The sequence below is a fragment of the Streptomyces sp. KL109B genome (assembly GCF_030766935.1).
Classification (GTDB): domain Bacteria; phylum Actinomycetota; class Actinomycetes; order Streptomycetales; family Streptomycetaceae; genus Streptomyces.
Genome location: NZ_JASERL010000004.1, coordinates 14,592 through 31,763, shown reverse-complemented (window position 1 = coordinate 31,763; position 17,172 = coordinate 14,592). Strand labels below are relative to the sequence as shown.

General features: G+C 71.4%; 18 protein-coding genes. 9 read left to right on the top strand and 9 right to left on the bottom strand.

Going from position 1 to position 17,172, the window contains the following annotated elements:
• Positions 1-153 precede the first annotated feature (153 nt).
• Genes nirD through RBJ65_RS14825 form a run of 3 tightly spaced genes read right to left on the bottom strand, consistent with a single transcriptional unit; the run spans position 154 to position 4,347 of the window.
• Positions 154-504, bottom strand: a complete 351-nt coding sequence (gene nirD, locus RBJ65_RS14835; RefSeq protein WP_306321738.1) for a nitrite reductase small subunit NirD — start codon at positions 502-504, stop codon at positions 154-156.
• Entirely contained in the window at positions 501-3,086 is a 2,586-nt protein-coding gene (gene nirB, locus RBJ65_RS14830; RefSeq protein ID WP_306321739.1) for a nitrite reductase large subunit NirB, read from the bottom strand. Before nirB ends, nirD begins: the two co-directional genes overlap by 4 nt.
• Position 3,087: 1 nt before the next feature.
• Positions 3,088-4,347, bottom strand: a complete 1,260-nt coding sequence (locus tag RBJ65_RS14825) for an NAD(P)/FAD-dependent oxidoreductase (RefSeq protein ID WP_306321740.1) — start codon at positions 4,345-4,347, stop codon at positions 3,088-3,090.
• A 276-nt stretch (positions 4,348-4,623) separates the two neighbouring features.
• Here RBJ65_RS14825 and RBJ65_RS14820 point away from each other — a divergent pair, with 276 nt between their 5' ends.
• The 5 genes from RBJ65_RS14820 to RBJ65_RS14800 all read left to right on the top strand — a co-directional run bounded on the left by RBJ65_RS14820 (position 4,624) and on the right by RBJ65_RS14800 (position 8,504).
• Positions 4,624-6,078: a ferric reductase-like transmembrane domain-containing protein gene (locus RBJ65_RS14820; RefSeq protein ID WP_372341378.1), complete on the top strand. Its 1,455-nt coding sequence runs from the start codon at positions 4,624-4,626 to the stop codon at positions 6,076-6,078.
• A gap of 44 nt (positions 6,079-6,122) precedes the next feature.
• Positions 6,123-6,356: a hypothetical protein gene (locus RBJ65_RS14815; protein WP_306321742.1), complete on the top strand. Its 234-nt coding sequence runs from the start codon at positions 6,123-6,125 to the stop codon at positions 6,354-6,356.
• Positions 6,357-6,393: 37 nt separating this feature from the next.
• Positions 6,394-7,053, top strand: a complete 660-nt coding sequence (locus tag RBJ65_RS14810; protein ID WP_306321743.1) for a hypothetical protein — start codon at positions 6,394-6,396, stop codon at positions 7,051-7,053.
• An 11-nt stretch (positions 7,054-7,064) separates the two neighbouring features.
• Positions 7,065-7,640 (top strand): OmpA family protein, encoded by a 576-nt coding sequence (locus tag RBJ65_RS14805; protein WP_306321744.1) that lies wholly within the window; start codon positions 7,065-7,067, stop codon positions 7,638-7,640.
• An 81-nt stretch (positions 7,641-7,721) separates the two neighbouring features.
• Complete coding sequence (locus RBJ65_RS14800; protein ID WP_306321745.1) at positions 7,722-8,504, top strand: sulfite exporter TauE/SafE family protein; 783 nt, start codon at positions 7,722-7,724, stop codon at positions 8,502-8,504.
• On the opposite strand, the gene RBJ65_RS14795 is transcribed toward RBJ65_RS14800, so the two are convergent.
• Both RBJ65_RS14795 and RBJ65_RS14790 read right to left on the bottom strand, forming a co-directional pair.
• Positions 8,505-8,705, bottom strand: a complete 201-nt coding sequence (locus RBJ65_RS14795) for a DUF397 domain-containing protein (protein WP_306321746.1) — start codon at positions 8,703-8,705, stop codon at positions 8,505-8,507.
• An 8-nt stretch (positions 8,706-8,713) separates the two neighbouring features.
• Positions 8,714-9,565 (bottom strand): helix-turn-helix transcriptional regulator, encoded by an 852-nt coding sequence (locus RBJ65_RS14790; protein WP_306321747.1) that lies wholly within the window; start codon positions 9,563-9,565, stop codon positions 8,714-8,716.
• 231 nt (positions 9,566-9,796) lie between these two features.
• Between RBJ65_RS14790 and RBJ65_RS14785 the strand changes: the two genes are divergently transcribed.
• Genes RBJ65_RS14785 through RBJ65_RS14775 form a run of 3 tightly spaced genes read left to right on the top strand, consistent with a single transcriptional unit; the run spans position 9,797 to position 11,445 of the window.
• The gene (locus RBJ65_RS14785) at positions 9,797-10,201 is read left to right on the top strand and encodes an ATP-binding protein (RefSeq protein ID WP_306321748.1); all 405 of its coding nucleotides are present in this window, start codon (positions 9,797-9,799) and stop codon (positions 10,199-10,201) included.
• Between the two features lie 34 nt (positions 10,202-10,235).
• The gene (locus tag RBJ65_RS14780; RefSeq protein WP_306321749.1) at positions 10,236-11,105 is read left to right on the top strand and encodes a hypothetical protein; all 870 of its coding nucleotides are present in this window, start codon (positions 10,236-10,238) and stop codon (positions 11,103-11,105) included.
• A gap of 49 nt (positions 11,106-11,154) precedes the next feature.
• Positions 11,155-11,445 carry a hypothetical protein gene (locus RBJ65_RS14775; protein WP_306321750.1) on the top strand — a complete coding sequence of 97 codons (291 nt, stop codon included), beginning with the start codon at positions 11,155-11,157 and terminating at the stop codon, positions 11,443-11,445.
• A gap of 3 nt (positions 11,446-11,448) precedes the next feature.
• On the opposite strand, the gene RBJ65_RS14770 is transcribed toward RBJ65_RS14775, so the two are convergent.
• From RBJ65_RS14770 to RBJ65_RS14760, 3 genes are all read right to left on the bottom strand, one after another.
• Positions 11,449-12,069 (bottom strand): class F sortase, encoded by a 621-nt coding sequence (locus RBJ65_RS14770; protein ID WP_306321751.1) that lies wholly within the window; start codon positions 12,067-12,069, stop codon positions 11,449-11,451.
• A gap of 45 nt (positions 12,070-12,114) precedes the next feature.
• A complete protein-coding gene (locus RBJ65_RS14765; RefSeq protein WP_306321780.1) occupies positions 12,115-12,660 on the bottom strand; it encodes a hypothetical protein in 546 nt (181 codons plus the stop codon).
• 255 nt (positions 12,661-12,915) lie between these two features.
• A complete protein-coding gene (locus RBJ65_RS14760) occupies positions 12,916-14,493 on the bottom strand; it encodes a M4 family metallopeptidase (RefSeq protein WP_306321752.1) in 1,578 nt (525 codons plus the stop codon).
• A gap of 192 nt (positions 14,494-14,685) precedes the next feature.
• Here RBJ65_RS14760 and cutA point away from each other — a divergent pair, with 192 nt between their 5' ends.
• Positions 14,686-15,024 carry a divalent-cation tolerance protein CutA gene (cutA, locus tag RBJ65_RS14755; protein WP_372341379.1) on the top strand — a complete coding sequence of 113 codons (339 nt, stop codon included), beginning with the start codon at positions 14,686-14,688 and terminating at the stop codon, positions 15,022-15,024.
• A gap of 31 nt (positions 15,025-15,055) precedes the next feature.
• On the opposite strand, the gene RBJ65_RS14750 is transcribed toward cutA, so the two are convergent.
• Entirely contained in the window at positions 15,056-17,158 is a 2,103-nt protein-coding gene (locus RBJ65_RS14750) for a molybdopterin oxidoreductase family protein (protein WP_306321754.1), read from the bottom strand.
• Positions 17,159-17,172: the final 14 nt, after the last annotated feature.

The following is a 17,172-nucleotide window of genomic DNA, read 5'->3' as shown; positions in this document are numbered from 1 at the left end:
TGCGGGGCTTTGTGTCCGGGTGTGAGCGGTGTTCTGCCCTTACTGGGGGAGAAATCCGGACGAACACGGATAGTTGCTCTCTATTTTGATGATTTCGATGTGAGTGATGTCACTGCGGGGGTGTGGGGCTGCGGGGGTGTGGGGCTGCGAGGGTCAACTCACCGCGTACGTACGGACGCTGACCCCGTCGTCGTCCAGGCACCGCCCCGTCTCCAGGTCGAAGCGCTGCTTCAGCAGAGGCGACGCCACGAACGGGCGGCCCTCCGCCGAGCCCAGCAGCCCGCGCGAGAGCACGGACGCGCCGGTGAACGGGTCGGTGTTGTCGATCGCGAAGACGCGGCCCGCGCGGTCCATGAAGACGGCGGCCTGGCGGCCGTCCGGCAGCAGGACGGCGACCCCGCGCCCGGCCTTCAGGCGGGACGGCTCGCACACGGCCAACGGAGCGCCGTCCACGTCGAGTCGGACCATGGGTGTGGTGGTCGTCAGTTCAGGGGCGATGGTCATCGGGCAACGAGTCCTTCCACGGAGGTGAGGGGGATCAGCGGCAGCTCGGGCTTGATCTGGTCGCGCTCGGGCGTGAAGCGGACCGTGGGGTCCGGGGTGTCGGGGGCGTTCACGAAGGAGACGAAGCGGGCGAGGCGCTCCGGGTCGTGGATGGTCTCGGCCCACTCGTCGCGGTAGTGCGCGACGTGCGCCCGCATCAGGGCCTCCAACTCGTCGCAGATGCCGAGCGAGTCGTGCACGACGACGTCCCGCACGTGGTCGAGCCCGCCCTCGATCCTCTCCAGCCAGGCCGCCGTGCGCTCCAGGCGGTCGGCGGTGCGGATGTAGAACATCAGGAACCGGTCGATGAGCCGGATCAGTTCGGCGTCGCTCAGGTCCTGGGCGAGGAGGTCGGCGTGGCGCGGGGTCATGCCGCCGTTGCCACCCACGTACAGGTTCCAGCCGTTGGCCGTGGCGATGACGCCGAAGTCCTTCGACTGGGCCTCCGCGCACTCGCGGGCGCACCCGGAGACCCCCGACTTCAGCTTGTGGGGTGCCCGCAGGCCCCGGTAGCGCAGCTCCAGGTCGATCGCCATCTTCACCGAGTCCTGGACCCCGTAACGACACCAGGTCTGCCCGACGCACGACTTCACGGTGCGCAGCGACTTGCCGTACGCGTGCCCGGACTCGAAGCCGGCGTCGACCAACCGGGCCCAGATCATGGGCAGTTGGTCGACACGCGCGCCGAACATGTCGATGCGCTGCGCGCCCGTGATCTTCGTGTAGAGGCCGTAGTCGCGGGCCACCTCGCCGATCACGAGCAGCTTCTCCGGGGTGATCTCGCCGCCCGGGATGCGCGGCACGATCGAGTACGAGCCGTTCTTCTGGAGGTTGGCGAGGAAGTGGTCGTTGGTGTCCTGGAGGGCGGCCTGCTCGCCGTCGAGGACATAGCCGTCGGCGCCGATCGACGGGGCGAGCGAGGCGATGATCGAGCCGACGGTCGGCTTGCAGATCTCGCAGCCCTCGCCGCCGCGCGCGGCCTCGCGACCGTGTCCGTCGAGGAGTTCGGCATACGTCGTGATCCGCTTGACGCGGACGATCTCGTACAGCTCCGAGCGGGTGTGCTTGAAGCAGCCGCACAGCCCGTCGTCACCGGACTTCGGCAGCAGCTGCCCGATGAGCTTGACGCAACTCCCGCAGCCGGTACCGGCCTTGGTGCACTTCTTCACCTCGGGCAGCGAGGTGTGCTCGCAGATCTCGCCCTTCGTGACGTTGTGGCAGGAGCAGACCACGGCGTCCGCGGGCAGCGCCTCCGGACCCAGCTGGGCCGGGGCGCCCGCGCCCGCCGGGAGCACCAGGGACTCGGGCGCGACGGGCGGCACCGAACCGGTGAGCGCGCGCAGCGTCCCGTACGCCTCCGCGTCGCCGACGAGGATGCCGCCGAGCAGCTCGCCCTCGGAACCGACGACGAGCTTCTTGTACGTGCCCGAGCGCGAGTCCGAGTAGACGACGTCGAGGCAGCCGTCGGTGGCGCCGTGCGCGTCGCCGAACGAGGCGACGTCGACGCCGAGCAGCTTCAGCTTGGTGGAGAGGTCGGCGCCGGTGAAGGACGCGTCGCCCTGGGCCATCGTCTCGGCGACCGTGAGCGCCATCTCGTAACCGGGGGCCACGAGCCCGTACACCCGGCCGTCCGCGGCGAGCGCGCACTCGCCGATCGCGAAGATGTCGGGGTCGCTGGTGCGGCACCGCTCGTCGACGCTGATGCCGCCGCGCTCGCCGACCGTGAGGCCCATGTCGCGGGCGAGCTGGTCGCGGGGGCGGACACCGGCGGAGAAGACGACGAGGTCGGTGGCGAGTTCGGAACCGTCGGACAGCTTCATACCGCGTACGGCGCCGGTCGGCTCGTCGGCGACGATCTCCTGGGTGCCGACGCCCGTGTGCACGTCGAGGCCCATGTCCGTGATGGTCTTCAGGAGGGCCGCGCCGCCGCCGTCGTCGACCTGCACCGGCATCAGGCGGGGCGCGAACTCGACGATGTGCGTGGCGAGTCCGAGGCCCTGGAGCGCGCCCGCCGCTTCGAGGCCGAGCAGGCCGCCGCCCACCACCGCGCCGACGGTCGCGTTGTTCTTGGCGTACTCCTCGATCGCGTACAGGTCCTCGATGGTCCGGTACACGAAGCAGCCGGTGGCGTCCTTGCCGGGGACCGGCGGGACGAAGGGGTACGAGCCGGTGGCGAGGACAAGCGTGTCGTACGGCACCTTCAGGCCCGAGCGGGCGTGCACGACGCGGGCCTCGCGGTCGACGACCACGGCGGGATCACCGACGTACAGCTCGATGCCGTGCTTCTCGATGAACTCCGGGTCCGTCATGGACAGTTCCTCGGGGGTGGTGCCCGAGAAGTACGAGGTGAGGTGCACGCGGTCGTAGGCGGGGCGCGGCTCCTCGCACAGGACGACCACGCGGTGCGTCTCGGTGAGCCCGCGCTCGGCGGCGGCCTCCAGGAAGCGCTGCCCGACCATGCCGTGGCCGACGAGTACGAGGGTGGGCAGCGCCTTGTCGGTGGTGAAGGTCGCTGTGTCGGTCGCCATGTTGTCGGTCGCCATGTCAGAGGCCTCCGTCGTGGGTGAGCAGGTGCAGCAGAGGCGCGCCGACAGCGTCGTCGGCGGGCAGTGATTCGTTCGACTCCCAGGCGTGCGCGAGCGCGCCGACCGTGGCCAGCTCGCCGACAAGCACCCCGCCGACAAGACGGTCGCCGCGCACGACGACCTTCCGGTACGTGCCGCGGGTGGCGTCGGCGAGCTGCACGACGTCGTCGCCGGGCAGCGCCTCGGTCTCGCCGAAGGCGGCGAGGTCCAGCGGTCCGGCCTCGTGCGGGAGGGTGAGCCGGGTGAGGGTGCGGGTGCCGGTGTACGCGGCGGTGGCCGCGGCCCCGGTCAGTACGTCGGCGAGCGCGTCGGCCTGTTCGAGCGCCGGGGTCGCGAGGCCGTACACCGTGCCGGCGTGCTGCGCGCAGTCGCCGATCGCGTGGATACGGGGGTCGCCGGTGCGCAGCGCGTCGTCGACGACGACGCCCTTGCGGACGGTGAGCCCGGCGGCCTGCGCGAGCCCGACGCGCGGCCGGACGCCGCAGGCGAGCACGGTGACGTCGGTGCCGAGCACGTACCCGTCGTGCAGTTCGACGCGGCGTACGTGTCCGTCGACGACGCCGACGCCGCGCACCCGGCACTCGGTGTGGATCTCGACGCCGAGGTCGGTGAGGTGGCGGCGGACGAGTTCGGAGGAGGCCGGGTCGAGCTGGCGCTCCATCAGCCGCTCGGACTGCTGGGTGAGGACGACCTGGGCGCCGCGCCGGGCGAGCGCGCGGGCGGCGGAGACGCCGAGGAGGCCGCCGCCGATGACGACGGCGCGGGTGCCTTCGGTGACCGCGCCGGACAGGGCGAGGCAGTCGTCCATCGTGCGGAACGCGTGGACGCCGCCGGGAAGTTCGGTGGCGCCGGGCGCGAAAAGGCCGCGCAGCGGCGGCAGCACCGGGTTCGAGCCGGTGGCGAGGACGAGGGTGTCGTAGCCGACCTCGTCGCCGTTCTCGCACTGCACGAGCCGCCGCTCGCGGTCGATGCGGACGGCGCGGGTGCGCAGGTGCCGCCCGGCGGCGCGGGGCAGTTCGATGACGTCGGGCGCGTACGTACCGGCCAGCACCTCGGCGAGCAGCACCCGGTTGTACGGGGCGTGCGTCTCCTCGCCGATCAGCGTCGCGCGCTCGCCCAGGCGCTGGGCGAGGCGGGTGCCGGCGAGGCCGGTGCCGATGACGACGACGCGGCCGGGGTCGGCGGCTGTCGTGTCGTCGTGCTCGTACGGTGCGGTCATGCATCGAAGAGTGCGGTGCGGGTGTTTCTGCGTGGCGTCCCGTCCGTTTCTTGAGGGGAACGCTGCGCTCAGCGGGGGCGGTGGGCGGTTGTGAGGGTTCGGTGTGGGCGGGCGTGGGCGGGGGCGGCGGGCCGGGTCCGGAGCGTGCCCGGGAGGGTGTCCGGAGGGCGTCTCTGAGTGGCTCGCTTAACCCGTCTTCAGCGCTTCCTCAAGGGCGCCTTAAAGAACGGCCGTACGGCGCTGACCAGCCCAAATCGCGGGTCCGCTGCCCCTAGTGTGCCGGTCGTGACCATCGAGGCCGTCGACCAAGAACTCGCCCACTACCCCGCCCTGTCGGCGTACCGCAGACAGACCGAACCCGCCCGCAGGGCGCCGCGGATCCCGCCGCGCCCCCGCCGTGCGCCGCGCGTGCGGCCCGCCGCCCCCGCCCGGCTCACCCCGTACCGGCTGCGGGCCGGGATCAGGGCCGGGGCGCTGCTCGTGACCGCGCTGTGGCTGGCGCAGGTCCGCCCGTCGGCGCGGATCGACGCGCTGTTCACGACCGGCGCCCACCTCACCGGACTGCTCGCCGGGTACGGGGTGCTGGTCATGCTCTTCCTCATGGCCCGGGTGCCCGCCGTCGAGCACGGCATCGGCGCCGACCGGCTCGCCCGCCACCACGCGCGCGGCGGCCGCCACGTCCTCACCCTCTGCGCCGCCCACGTTGTGCTCGCCCTGTGCGGATACGCGGCGCACTCCGGAACCGACCTGGTCACCACGGTCGCCGAACTGCTCGGCTACCCGGGGCTCGCCGCCGCGACCGCCGGCACCGCCTTGTTCGCCGCGGTCGGCGTGAGCAGCGCCCGCGCGGTGCGCCGCCGCGTCGGCCACGGCACGTGGCGCGGCCTTCACCTGCTGACGTACGTCGGCGCCGCGCTGGCCTTCGCGCACCAGCTCGCCGGCCCCGACATCGCGTCCCAGCCCGTCGCGCTCGGCCTGTGGTCGCTGCTGCACGCGGGCGTCGCCGTGCTGCTGGTCTGGTACCGGCTGGTCGTGCCGGTGCGGCAGGCGCTGCGGCACGAGCTGCGCGTGGTCGAGGTGCGGCCGGAGGGCCCGGGGGTCGTCTCGGTCCTGATGCGCGGCCGGGACCTCCACCAACTCCCCGCCGAACCGGGCCAGTTCTTCCGCTGGCGGTTCCTGTCGCGCCGCCTGTGGCACACGGCGCTCCCGTTCTCCCTGTCGGCGCCGGTCGACGGCGACCACGTGCGCATCACGGTGAAGGCGGTCGGCGACCACACGCGCCGGGTGCGCAGGCTGCGGCCGGGCGTACGGGTGGTGGCCACGGGCCCGTTCGGCGCGCTCACGGCGCACCGCCGCACGCGCCGCAAGGTGCTGCTGCTGGCCGGGGGAGTGGGCATCACCCCACTTCGCGCCCTGTTCGAGACACTTCCCGGCGCACCGGGCGACATCACACTCCTCTACCGCGCGCACGACGCCGAACAGCTCGTCCTGCGCGAGGAGTTGGAGTCCATCGCCGCCACCCGCGGGGCGTGCCTGCACTACCTCCTCGGCTCCTCCGACGCGGCCTACGACCCCCTCGCCCCACAGGCGCTGCGCGACCTCGTCCCCGAACTCACCGGCCACGACGTCTACTTGTGCGGCCCGCCCGGGATGACGGAGGCGGCGACGGCGGCGCTGGTGCGGGCGGGCGTCCCGGACACCCGCATTTACGCGGAGTCCTTCACGTACTGAACTTCCCCCCTCGTATCAATCATCACCCCAGGAGACCGACACCCATGGGCCGCCACAGCAGACTCACCCGCGCCCCTCACGTCCCCACCGTCCAGTCCCGCCGCAGACTCGCCGCCGGGCTCCTCTCGGCCAGCGCCGTGGTCGCGGCCGGCCTCGTGACGACCGTCGACCCGGCGGCGCCACCGGCCCCCGACCGCTCCGTGCCGCAGCACAGCGGCCCGGAACACAGCGTTCCGGAGCGGTCGGTCGAGGCCCGCTTCGTCACGCATTCGTCATGACCGTTGTCCGAACGTGACCGGGAGACGGGCCCGGCGCATGCATAGTGAGGGGCCCTACGACAAGGAGTGGATCATTTTGCGTACGTTCGCCAGACGCCCCCTCGCCGCACGCACGGCGGCCGCAGTGACGACCGGAGCGCTGGTGCTGCTCCTGGGGGCCTGCGGCTCCGGTTCCGGTTCCGGCGAGGACGCCGAGGGCTCCACGGAATCCGGGAACTCGGCGGGCTCAGCGGGCTCCGGCGACGGCAAGGTGGCGGCCGCCGACAGCGCGGCGGACGACGACACGGTCCTCGCGACCGTCGACAAGGGCGACGGCGTGAAGCTCGTCGTGAACTCGGCGGTGCGTGACGACGCCGGGTTCGTCACGGTCAGCGGCAAGGTGAAGAACGGCTCGGGCCGCACCTTCCTCGACCACGCGTGGACCGGCAACCCGATGGAGCTCGACCTCCGCAAGGCCAACGGGATGTCCATGGCCGGCGCCTCCCTCGTCGACAAGACGAACAAGAAGCGCTACCTGGTGCTCAAGGACACCAGCCACAAGTGCCTGTGCACCAAGTACCCGACGGGCATCAAGAAGGGCGCGACCGTCGAGTTCTACGCCCAGTTCCCGGCCCCGCCGAAGTCCGTCGGCAAGGTCGACTTCCAGGTCCCGACGCTGCCCACCGCCACCGTCGCGCTGTCCTCGGCGCAGAGCTGAGGCGGCCGGACATGAAGCGTACGCACCGCGCGACGACGCGGGCCGCCGCCCTGCTCTCGGCCGCGACCGCCACCGCCCTGACCCTGACCTGCGCCGCGGCGGGTGGCGCGTCCGCCGCCACCATCGACCCGAAGGCCCCCGGCCTGAAACTCCCGGCCGGAGCGACCCTCGCCCCGCCCGAGATTCTCGACCTCACCACCACCGTCGAGGACCTGGACGGCTCCGAACGGCGCGAGGACTCCCGTAAGACGGTCACCATCGCCCTGCAGTCGGAGGTGCTCTTCGGCAAGGACAGCGCGACGCTGTCGGCGGCGGCGAAGCGGCGTCTGACGGAGGTCGCCGACGAGATCGGCGAGCGCGGCGCCACCAAGGTGACGGTCGCCGGCTACACCGACAACCTGGGCTCCGCCGCCCACGGCCTGACGCTCTCCCGGCAGCGCGCCCAAGCGGTCCGCGCGGAACTCGGCGGATCGGGCGTCACGTACACCGTGCGCGGTTACGGCGAGCGGAACCCGGTCGCGCCCAACGACACGGAGGCGGACCGCAAGAAGAACCGCCGCGTGGTGGTGTCGTTCCCGAAGGGGTAGCCCGGCCCGTCCGAGCCCAGGGAATGTCCGAACCCTGGAATTGTCCAGGACCCGATCGGGACCGAACGTAAGGTCCCGATCATGCCTGACATATCCCTGACCACCGTCGTCGTCCTCTGCCTCGCCGCGCTCGCCGCCGGCTGGGTCGACGCGGTGGTGGGCGGCGGCGGACTGCTGCTCCTGCCCGCCCTCCTCCTCGGCCTGCCGAACTCCGCCGCGGCGGGCCACGCCCTCGGCACGAACAAGGCCGTCGCCATCGTCGGCACGACCGGCGCCGCCGTCACGTACGCCCGCAAGGCGCCGGTCGACGTACGCCTCGCGACCCGTATCGGCCTCGCGGCGCTGGCGGGGTCGACGTGTGGGGCGCTGCTCGCGACGGGCATGAGCACGGAGGTCCTCAAACCGGTCGTCATGGTGGTCCTGGTCGCGGTCGGCGCCTTCGTCATCTTCCGCCCCGCCTTCGGCACCGCACCGTCCGCCGTCCCGGCTTCACCCCGCCGCGTCTGGTCGGCGATCGGCTTCGCGGGCCTCGGCATCGGCTTCTACGACGGCCTCATCGGCCCCGGCACCGGCACCTTCCTCGTCCTCGCCCTGACCGCGATCCTCCACCTCGACCTGGTCACGGCCTCCGCCACCGCGAAGATCGTCAACTGCTGCACGAACGCGGGGGCGTTGGCCATGTTCGCCTGGCAGGGCCAGGTCTACTGGCAACTCGCGGCGCTGATGGCCGTGTTCAACCTGGCAGGCGGCATGGTGGGCGCCCACACCGCGCTCAAGCGGGGCGCGGGGTTCGTGCGGGTGGTGCTGCTGACGGTGGTGTGCGCGCTGGTGGTGAAGATGGCGTACGAGCAGTGGGTGGCGTAGTCAGCGGCCGGTGCGCCCGGGGGACTTGAGGGCATCGAGGAAGGTGGCGAAGGTGGTGGTGGGGAAGGTCAGGGTGCCGTGGGCGGGGTTCTTGGAGTCGCGTATCGCTACGCGGGGGTGGCAGTCGGCGATCTCTACGCAGGAGTCGCCGTCACCGGGCCCCGAGTAGGACGACTTCCACCAGTTGTCGCGGGTGGCCATGGGGTGCCTCACAGCTCTTTCGTGATCCTGTGGATGAGGTCGCGCGACCGGTCCGGGTCGAGCGACATGCCCTCCACCTTATGGAAGAGCGTTCGAAAGGCGCTGAGTTGGGCCTCGGAGTCGATGAAGGCGGCGCCGTGGGGCGCGTCGCGCACGACGGTGTCCAGCCTGGGGAGTGGACCACCCGCGTGCGTCATGGCGCTCGCGGAGCCCGCGAACCCCTGTAGGGCGAAGGGGATGACGCGGACGCTGATGTGACGTGCCTCCGAGCGTTCCAGGAGGCTGGCGAGTTGGGCTCGTGCCGCGTCGCGGTCGTTGACCATGATGCGCAGCGCCGCCTCGTGTACTACCGCCTCGTACTGGATAGGGTCCGGGCCTTCGAGGATCACCTTGCGCCGCATTCGGTGACGTACCCGCAACTCAAGTTCCTCTTGCGGGAGTTCAGGAATTCGAAAGCCGTAGACGGCGCGGGCGTAGCTCTCCGTTTGGAGCGGGCCGGGGATGAACAGGAACTGGACCTCCCGGAGGAACGAAGCGTGATGCTCCATCTCGGCGAGATCGAGGAACGGCGTGGGGAGTGATCCGCGATACTCCTCCCACCAGCCGCGCGTCCGGTCGCCAGCCATCTCGGCGAGGGCGTCGATCAAGTCCTGGTCCGTGCAAGAGCAGTGGGCGGCGAGGCGTCGTACGCGCTCCTCGCTCACGCCCGCGGTCCCGGCCTCGATCTGGCTGATCTGGGCCGAGTCGGTGCCGAGCAGTGCGGCCGCCGCGATCCCCTTGAGCCCTGCGGCTTCGCGTAGTTTCCGCAGCTCGGCACCCAGGCGCTGCTGGCGTGCTGTGGGAGCTTTCCTGCGTGCCATATCTCCCTCATCGGCCTCAACTGGGCTGTGGCGGCGTCACGTTCGAGGGAAAGATTACGGTACCGACTTGTGCGGTCCCAAATTGTGGCCTTACTGTCGGTGACGCGTCGCACACCCTGCGGATCGACCCGGGGTACCAGAAGCGCACCGCTCCGCCCTGCCATGGCGGGCGCGGCATGCCACCGCCCGCCATCCGCCAACTCACCCCCACCGCAACGGAGTTGATGCCGCATGCCCGGAAATGAACCGTGGGAGTACTCCCTGCACATCCCCAACGACCCCCGCGCCGTGACCGTCTGCCGCCGCACGCTGCGACTGATCCTGACGATCCACGGCCTGATCCGCGTAGTGGACACCGCGGAGCTGCTCGCGGCGGAGCTGATCGGCAACGCCGTACGACACACGAAGGGCCCGGCGGCGCTGCGATTGCGCTGGGCGGGCGGGGTGTTGCGGATCGGCGCGTGGGACGCGGACCCGGAGCCACCCGATCCGCCGGGCGCGGGGGAGTGGGCGGCGGAGGAGGGGCGGGGGCTGGTGCTGGTGCGGGCGTGCGCGGACGGGTGGGGCTGGTACCCGCTCGGCACCGGAGACGCGGATCGCGGCAAGTACGTGTGGTGTGACCTCGGTGCCGCGTAGCTCGTTTGGGAGTCCGAACCAGAAAGGGGGGCCGATGGTCAGCTCACCGCACGAAACCATGCATCACTTCTTCCGCAAGGAAACGGCGATGATGGTGCGCAACTTCCAGCGCCTGTTTCATGTGCCGTTCCCGGAAGCGCGTGACATCGCGGTGCTCGATACCGATCTCACCGAGATCGACCCGGTCGAGCGAAGAGTGGACACCTTGATGCGGGTGGACACCGATGAGGGCAACTTCCTGTTCGCCTATGAGGCACAGGGCAAGAAGGACGAGAAGAAACCCGCGAGTTGGGCCTACTACGTGGCCCACTTGCACGCGAAGTACCAATTGCAGCCCGTGCTGTTCGTGCTGACGCAGAGCCGTGCGACAGCGCGTTGGGCCGCACAGCCCATCCGCCTGGGCCTGTCCCAGTACCCGACGGCGGTGGTGCGACCGTTGGTCCTGGGGCCCGACAACGTCCCGTTGATCACGGACGAGAAGCAGGCGATGGAGGACCCTTCGCTCGCCGTCTTCTCGGCGATCGTCCACGCCCGGGGCAAGCGCTGCGCTGCCATACTGGAGATGCTCGCGCGGGCCCTGGACACCATCGACGCCGACAGCGCGGCGATGTTCGCGCAGTTCGTGGAGTCGGGTCTGGCAAGCAAACAGGCGAGAGACATCTGGAGGAACCTGATGGCAACGAAGAACTACTTCTTCCGGAATCCTGTCGCCGAGGGCTTGCGCGAGGAAGGTCGGGTCGCGGATCGGGCCGAGATGACCTTGCGGATTCTGGAATGGCGAGGCCTCGCGGTGCCCGACGACGTCCGTGAACGCGTGCTGGCGTGCACGGATAGGGACCAGTTGACGGCGTGGGCCGAACGGGCCATGCACGTGGAGGTGGCCGGCGAACTGTTCGCCGACTGAGGGCTGCCCGCTGGCAAGCAAGTAGGCGACAGGAATCTGGAGGAACCTGGTGGCAACGAAGAACTACTTCTTCCGGAATCCTGTCGCCGAAGCCCTGCGCGAAGAAGGTCGCGAACAAGGTCGCGAACAAGGTCGCGAACAAGGTCGCGAAGAGGGCCGCGAAGAAGGCCGGATCGCGATCCGCTCCGCGATGACCCTGCGGATCCTGGAATGGCGCGGCCTCACCGTGCCCGACGACGTCCGTGAACGCGTTCTGGCGTGTACGGACGGCGACCAGTTGTTGGTGTGGGCCGAGCGCGCCGTGCATGCGCGGGCGGCCGGGGAACTGTTCGCCGAGTGAAGGTCACCGGCTCCCCGTCAGGTGCGCGAACACCACCACGTTCCCCTGGTAACCCGTCTTGCGTGAGTACGGCCCGCCGCACGTGATCACCCGGAGTTCCGGGCGGCGGGCGGCCCCGTACACCTTCGTGTCGGGGAAGTGCTTCGCGTCGTACACCTCGACCGCGTCCACCGTGAACTCCGCCACCGAACCGTCCCGCCGGTCGACCTCGATCGAGGCGCCGCGCTTCAGCGAGCCCAGGGAGTAGAAGACGGACGGGCCGTGCGCGTTGTCGACGTGGCCCGCGACCACCGCCGTGCCCCGCTCACCGGGCTTGGTGCCCGCCTCGTACCAGCCCGCGAGATTCTTCCGGGACGGCGGGGGTACGTCGAGGCTGCCGGAGCGGGTCAGGGCGAGGCCCATCAGCGGGGCGTCGACCTCGATCGACGGGATGCGGACGCGGTCCGGCGGGGACGGGGGCAGGGGCGCGGCGGCGGAGGCGCGATCGGTGTCCGCGCGGGCGGCCTGCGCGGCGGACGGCTGCGGCGGCGGGGCGCCGCCGGTTCCGCCGAACAGCAGCCAGGCGCCGGCGGCGAGGGCCAGGGCGGTGGCCGCGCCCATGGCGGCGTTGACGCGGTTGGGCATGGAGGGGCGGTCTCTTCTCGCGGTCGGTCCGTCGCTGACGAGGGCTCAGAAGCGGTCGCCCCGCGCCCTGCGGTGCAGCAGCCACGTGCCGCCCGCCGCCGCCAGCGCGAGCGCCCCCACGCCCGCCGAGGTCCGCGTGGACTCGGGGTCGAGCGCGCCGCCGACACCCGTGTTCACATGCCCCTTGGGGAGTTGCGTCGCGGCGGTCCCGGCGCCGGTCAGGGCGACGATGAGGTCACCCGTCACCTCGGTACCGCTCCCGCACCGCGCGACGATCTCGTACGTTCCCGGCTGCGCGGACACCGGTACGCGGAAGCGTCCGGTGGCGTTCGGAGAGGCCGCGCCACCCGTGTCCGGCGCCAGCGTGAACGTGCCCGCGCCCACCGCGCTGGCATCGCCCGCCGCCGTACCGCTGCCGCCGCACGCGGTGGTGTCCACCGTGACCCGGTCGCCCGGAGCGGCCGTCGCCGGGTAGACCTCCAGGCCGCCCGGAGCGGCGCTCGCGGGCGCGGCGGCGACGCCGAGTGCGGCCGCGACGACCGCGATGGTGAACGCCGTCGCCGACAACGGCCGACCCATGCCCTTGCGCATGCGCATCGTCCAAGCTCCTTCGCGGGCGTCGAGCGCGCCCTGCAAGGACGAGGTAAGTGCCAGTCGCGGCCGTGCGCCTCCTGATGTGACGTCAGGGACCCTGTTCCAGCAGCGTTCCTGACGGTTCGACGGGTACGTTCCAGCAGGTCACCGGCGTGTCCGGCGGAAAGTACCCGAAGGGCGCCAGGAGGCGTGCGACCGGGTGACAGGGCCGGCGCCCGGCGGCGGTCGGTTCGCCAACACCCCCGGCAGCGGTCAGGTCACCGACACCGCCGACCAGGCCGCCGCCACCGCCGCGTACTCCTTGCCGTCCGCCCCGTACAGGTCCTTGGCCGCCTTCAGCGTCGCCGTGCGCGCGCCCTTGTAGTCCGTCGACGACGTCATGTAGACGGTCAGCGCGCGGTACCAGATCTTGCCGAGCGCGGCCTTGCCGATGCCGGTGAGGCGCGAGCCGTTGCACGTGGGGCTGTCCTGCCGGACGCCGCCGATGGTCTTCGCGCCGCTGCCCTCCGCGAGCAGGTACGCGAAGTGGTTCGCGACGCCGGACGAGTAGTGCACGTCGAGGCTGCCGACGTTCGGGTCCCAGCAGTTCGCCGACTTGCCGTCCCGGCTCGGCTTGTCCATGTAGCGCAGCGCCTTCTGTTTCAGGCCGGGCCTGGCGATCTTCTCGCCGATGAGCCAGTCGCCGGGGTCGGAGGCGCCCCGCGCGTGGAACTCCACCAGCGTGCCGAAGATGTCGGAGGTCGCCTCGTTGAGGCCGCCGGACTCGCCGGAGTAGGTGAGGGCCGCGGTCGACGAGGTGACGCCGTGGGACATCTCGTGGGCCGTGACGTCGAGGGCGACGAGCGGGCCGAGCGTCTTGCCGTCGCCGTCCCCGTACGTCATGCAGAAGCAGTTGTCGTCCCAGAAGGCGTTGTTGTACTTCTTCCCGTAGTGGACGCGGTTGTACGAACCCTTGCCGTCGTCCGCTATGCCGTTCCGGCCGTGCACGTCCTTGTAGTAGTCCCACGTCTGGTCCGTGCCGTACTGGGCGTCGACGGCGGCGGTCGAGCGGTCGGCCGCCCTGCCGGTGCCCCAGTGGTTGTCGGCGTCCGTGTACACCTTGGCCGGGGCCCGTTCGAGGCAGAGGACGAGGATGCAGCTGTCGGTCTTGTTGCCGGCGTCGCCGGTGTAGGTGTTGCCGCGGGTGGGGTCGCTGAGCTGGTGGCCGCCGGAGGAGGTGCGGCTGGTGGTGAGGGGGACGGTGCCGGAGTAGAGGGACTTGCCGTCCCCCGTCGACGTACTCGCAGTAGACGTACTCGCACTCGCCGTTTCGAGGGTGTTCCACGCGTCGATACGAGCGCCGGTCGTGGCGTCCGTGAGGACCGTGCGCGCCGTCGGGTTGCCGAGCTGGTCCTTCGCGGTGGCCGTGGTCCGCCAGGCCAGCTTGGGCGCGCCGTGCAGCGCGTCCACGACGAGGCGGGGCTTGGCCGTGAGGCCGCTCAGCAGCGTGCCGGGGTTGGCCTCGCGCAGCAGCGTCGCGGCGAGGTCCGCGGCCTTGGGGGCGGACAGGCGCGGCGTGGTGGTCGGTACGGAGACGTCGGCGGAGCTCGCGCGATCCGTGCCCTCGTACGTGCCATCGGCGGCCCGGTGGACGACGAAGTCCCCGCCGAGCACCGGGAGTTGACCGTACGTGGTGTCGTAGCGGGTGTGCCGGGTGCCGTCGGGGTCGGTGATGACGTCCCGTACGGAGGTGGCCGTGGCGGGGGCGGGGGAGGCGCTCGCGGTGGGGGCGAGGGTGAGCGCGGCGGCGAGGAGGGTGACCAGAGCGGTGACGGTCCGTGCGGGTCTCATCAGGCGGCTCCGTGGGGACGGTGGGGCGAGAGACGTCTCCTGACGCTGATTCAGTTTTAGGCGGCCATGACAAATGGAGTCCAGAGGTCCGGCGGTGTCGGACCTGTGAAGGAGCTGGGCCGCCCGGCCGTCACAATGGCGTACGTGGAGAAGCCAGAGAAGCCAGAGAAGCCAGAGAAGCCAGAACGAGAACTGACATCGGACCCGGCACCGGATGAGACCGTGCTCACCGTCCTCACCACGACCGACGCCGCCGACAAGGCGGCCGACCTCGCCCGCGGCGCGATCCGGGACCGCGTCGCCGCGTGCGCGCAGGTCTCCGGACCCGTCACGTCGGTGTACCGGTGGGAGGGCGAGGTCGAGACGGCGGACGAGTGGCAGGTGCTGTTCAAGACCACGAGTGCGCGGTACCCGGACCTGGAGGCGTGGCTGACCGCGCACCACGACTACGACACGCCGGAGATCATCGCGACGCCGGTGGTACGCGGCAGCGCGGCTTACCTGGATTGGGTGCGCGCCGAGACGGCGTGACGTCGCGGGGTTCCGCCCCGGACCCCGCTCCTCAAGCGCCGGAGAGGCTTGATTTGCTCACCCGCGCCGCGCACACCTTGAACTCCGGCATCCGCGACGTCGGGTCGAGCGCCGGATTGGTCAGCGTGTTGGCGCGGCCCGCCCCCGGCCAGTGGAACGGCATGAAGATCGTGTCCGGTCGGATCGCCGCCGTCACGCGCGCGGGAGCCGTCGCCCGGCCACGCCGCGACGTCACGGTCACCGTGTCGCCCTGCTCGATCCCCAGCCGGGCGGCCAGCCGGGGATGCAGCTCCACGAACGCCTCCGGAGCCGCCTTGTTGAGCTCCGCCACACGCCGGGTCTGGGCCCCCGACTGGTACTGGGCGACGACCCGCCCCGTCGTCAGATACAGCGGGTACTCGGCATCCGGTTCCTCCGCCGCAGGGCGGTGCGACACCGGCGCGAACAGGGCCCGCCCGTCCTCCGTGGCGAACCGGTCGAGGAAGAGCCGGGGAGTCCCCCCGGCCCCGACCGGGCACGGCCAGAAGACCCCCTCGCCCTCGCCCTCGGTCAACCGGTCGTAGCTGATCCCTGAGTAGTCCGCGAGGCCGCCGGCCGACGCCCGCCGCAATTCGTCGAACACCTCGCGCGCATCCGTGGGGAAGCCCTTCTCCAGGTCGGGCGCGAGCCGCGCCGTCAGCTCCTGGAGCACTTCCAGGTCCGTACGCACCCCCGTAGGGGGTGCGAGGGCGCGGCGCCGCAGCAGCACTCGCCCCTCCAGGTTCGTCATCGTGCCCGTCTCCTCGGCCCACTGCGTCACCGGCAGCACCACGTCGGCGAGTTCGGCGGTCTCGGAGAGCACCACGTCGGCGACCGCGAGGAAGTCCAGCGAGCGGATCCGGGACTCGACGTGCGCCGCGCGGGGCGCCGACACGACGGGGTTCGACGCCATCAGGAGCAGCGCGCGAACATCCGAGCCGAGCGCGTCGAGGAGCTCGTACGCCGACCGTCCAGGCCCCGGCAGCACCTCCGGATCGACCCCCCACACCTCCGCCACGTGTGCTCGCGCGGCCGGGTCCGTGAGCTTGCGGTAGCCGGGCAACTGGTCGGCCTTCTGGCCGTGTTCACGGCCGCCCTGGCCATTGCCCTGACCGGTCAGACACCCGTAACCGGACAGCGGCGTGCCCGGCCGGCCCGTCGCGAGCGCCAGGTTGATCCACGCGCCGACCGTGTCCGTGCCCTTGGACTGCTGCTCGGGGCCGCGCGCCGTGAGCACCATCGCGTGCTCGGCGTCCGTGAACATGCCGACGGCCGCGCGCAGTTGGGGCACCGCGACGCCGGTGACCCGCTCCACGTACTCCGGCCAGTGCGCCATCGCCGCCGACCGGGCCTCCTCCCACCCGCGCGTACGTTCCCGTACGTACTCCTCGTCGACCCGGCCTTCCGCGACGACGAGGTGCAGCATGCCGAGCGCGAGGGCGAGATCCGTGCCGGGGCGCGGCGCCAGATGCAGGTCGGCCTGCTCGGCGGTGCGGGTGCGGCGCGGATCGATGACGATCAACTTGCCGCCATTGGCCTTCAGTTCGGACAGATAGCGCAGCGCGGGCGGCATCGTCTCCGCGAGATTCGAACCGACGAGAACGACACACCCGGTCTTCGGGATGTCCTCCAGCGGAAACGGCAGCCCCCGGTCGAGACCGAACGCCTTCTGTCCCGCCGCCGCAGCCGACGACATACAAAAACGCCCGTTGTAGTCGATCTGCGACGTGCCGAGCACGATGCGCGCGAACTTGCCCAGCGCGTACGCCTTCTCGTTCGTCAGGCTCCCGCCGCCGAACACCCCGCACGCGTCCGCCCCGTGCCCGGCACGCGCGCGTGCCAGACCCTCCGCGACCCGGTCAAGGGCCTCCTCCCAGGTGGCCGTCTCCAGCCGTCCGGTGGCGGGGCTGCGGACCAGCGGCTCCGTCAGGCGCACCCGGGAGGAGAGCACGGCGGCGGCGCTCTGCCCCTTGCCGCACAGGGCGCCCTGATTGACCGGGAACTCGGTGCGGCCCTCTACGGAGGGCCCCTCGCCGGATGGTCCGGGCGTCACGTTCATGCCGCACTGCAGGGCGCAGTACGGGCAGTGGGTGGGCGTCGCCGTGGTGTTGAGCATGCCCTTGAGGGTGC

What these genes read in the sequence shown, in the direction of transcription:
- nirD (WP_306321738.1), bottom strand. Translation starts at nt 504, where the DNA reads ATGACCATCGCCCCTGAACTGACGACCACCACACCCATGGTCCGACTC.
- nirB (WP_306321739.1), bottom strand. Translation starts at nt 3,086, where the DNA reads ATGGCGACCGACAACATGGCGACCGACACAGCGACCTTCACCACCGAC.
- RBJ65_RS14825 (WP_306321740.1), bottom strand. Translation starts at nt 4,347, where the DNA reads ATGACCGCACCGTACGAGCACGACGACACGACAGCCGCCGACCCCGGC.
- RBJ65_RS14815 (WP_306321742.1), top strand. Translation starts at nt 6,123, where the DNA reads ATGGGCCGCCACAGCAGACTCACCCGCGCCCCTCACGTCCCCACCGTC.
- RBJ65_RS14810 (WP_306321743.1), top strand. Translation starts at nt 6,394, where the DNA reads ATGCATAGTGAGGGGCCCTACGACAAGGAGTGGATCATTTTGCGTACG.
- RBJ65_RS14805 (WP_306321744.1), top strand. Translation starts at nt 7,065, where the DNA reads ATGAAGCGTACGCACCGCGCGACGACGCGGGCCGCCGCCCTGCTCTCG.
- RBJ65_RS14800 (WP_306321745.1), top strand. Translation starts at nt 7,722, where the DNA reads ATGCCTGACATATCCCTGACCACCGTCGTCGTCCTCTGCCTCGCCGCG.
- RBJ65_RS14795 (WP_306321746.1), bottom strand. Translation starts at nt 8,705, where the DNA reads ATGGCCACCCGCGACAACTGGTGGAAGTCGTCCTACTCGGGGCCCGGT.
- RBJ65_RS14790 (WP_306321747.1), bottom strand. Translation starts at nt 9,565, where the DNA reads ATGGCACGCAGGAAAGCTCCCACAGCACGCCAGCAGCGCCTGGGTGCC.
- RBJ65_RS14785 (WP_306321748.1), top strand. Translation starts at nt 9,797, where the DNA reads ATGCCCGGAAATGAACCGTGGGAGTACTCCCTGCACATCCCCAACGAC.
- RBJ65_RS14780 (WP_306321749.1), top strand. Translation starts at nt 10,236, where the DNA reads ATGGTCAGCTCACCGCACGAAACCATGCATCACTTCTTCCGCAAGGAA.
- RBJ65_RS14770 (WP_306321751.1), bottom strand. Translation starts at nt 12,069, where the DNA reads ATGCCCAACCGCGTCAACGCCGCCATGGGCGCGGCCACCGCCCTGGCC.
- RBJ65_RS14765 (WP_306321780.1), bottom strand. Translation starts at nt 12,660, where the DNA reads ATGCGCAAGGGCATGGGTCGGCCGTTGTCGGCGACGGCGTTCACCATC.
- RBJ65_RS14760 (WP_306321752.1), bottom strand. Translation starts at nt 14,493, where the DNA reads ATGAGACCCGCACGGACCGTCACCGCTCTGGTCACCCTCCTCGCCGCC.
- RBJ65_RS14750 (WP_306321754.1), bottom strand. Translation starts at nt 17,158, where the DNA reads ATGCTCAACACCACGGCGACGCCCACCCACTGCCCGTACTGCGCCCTG.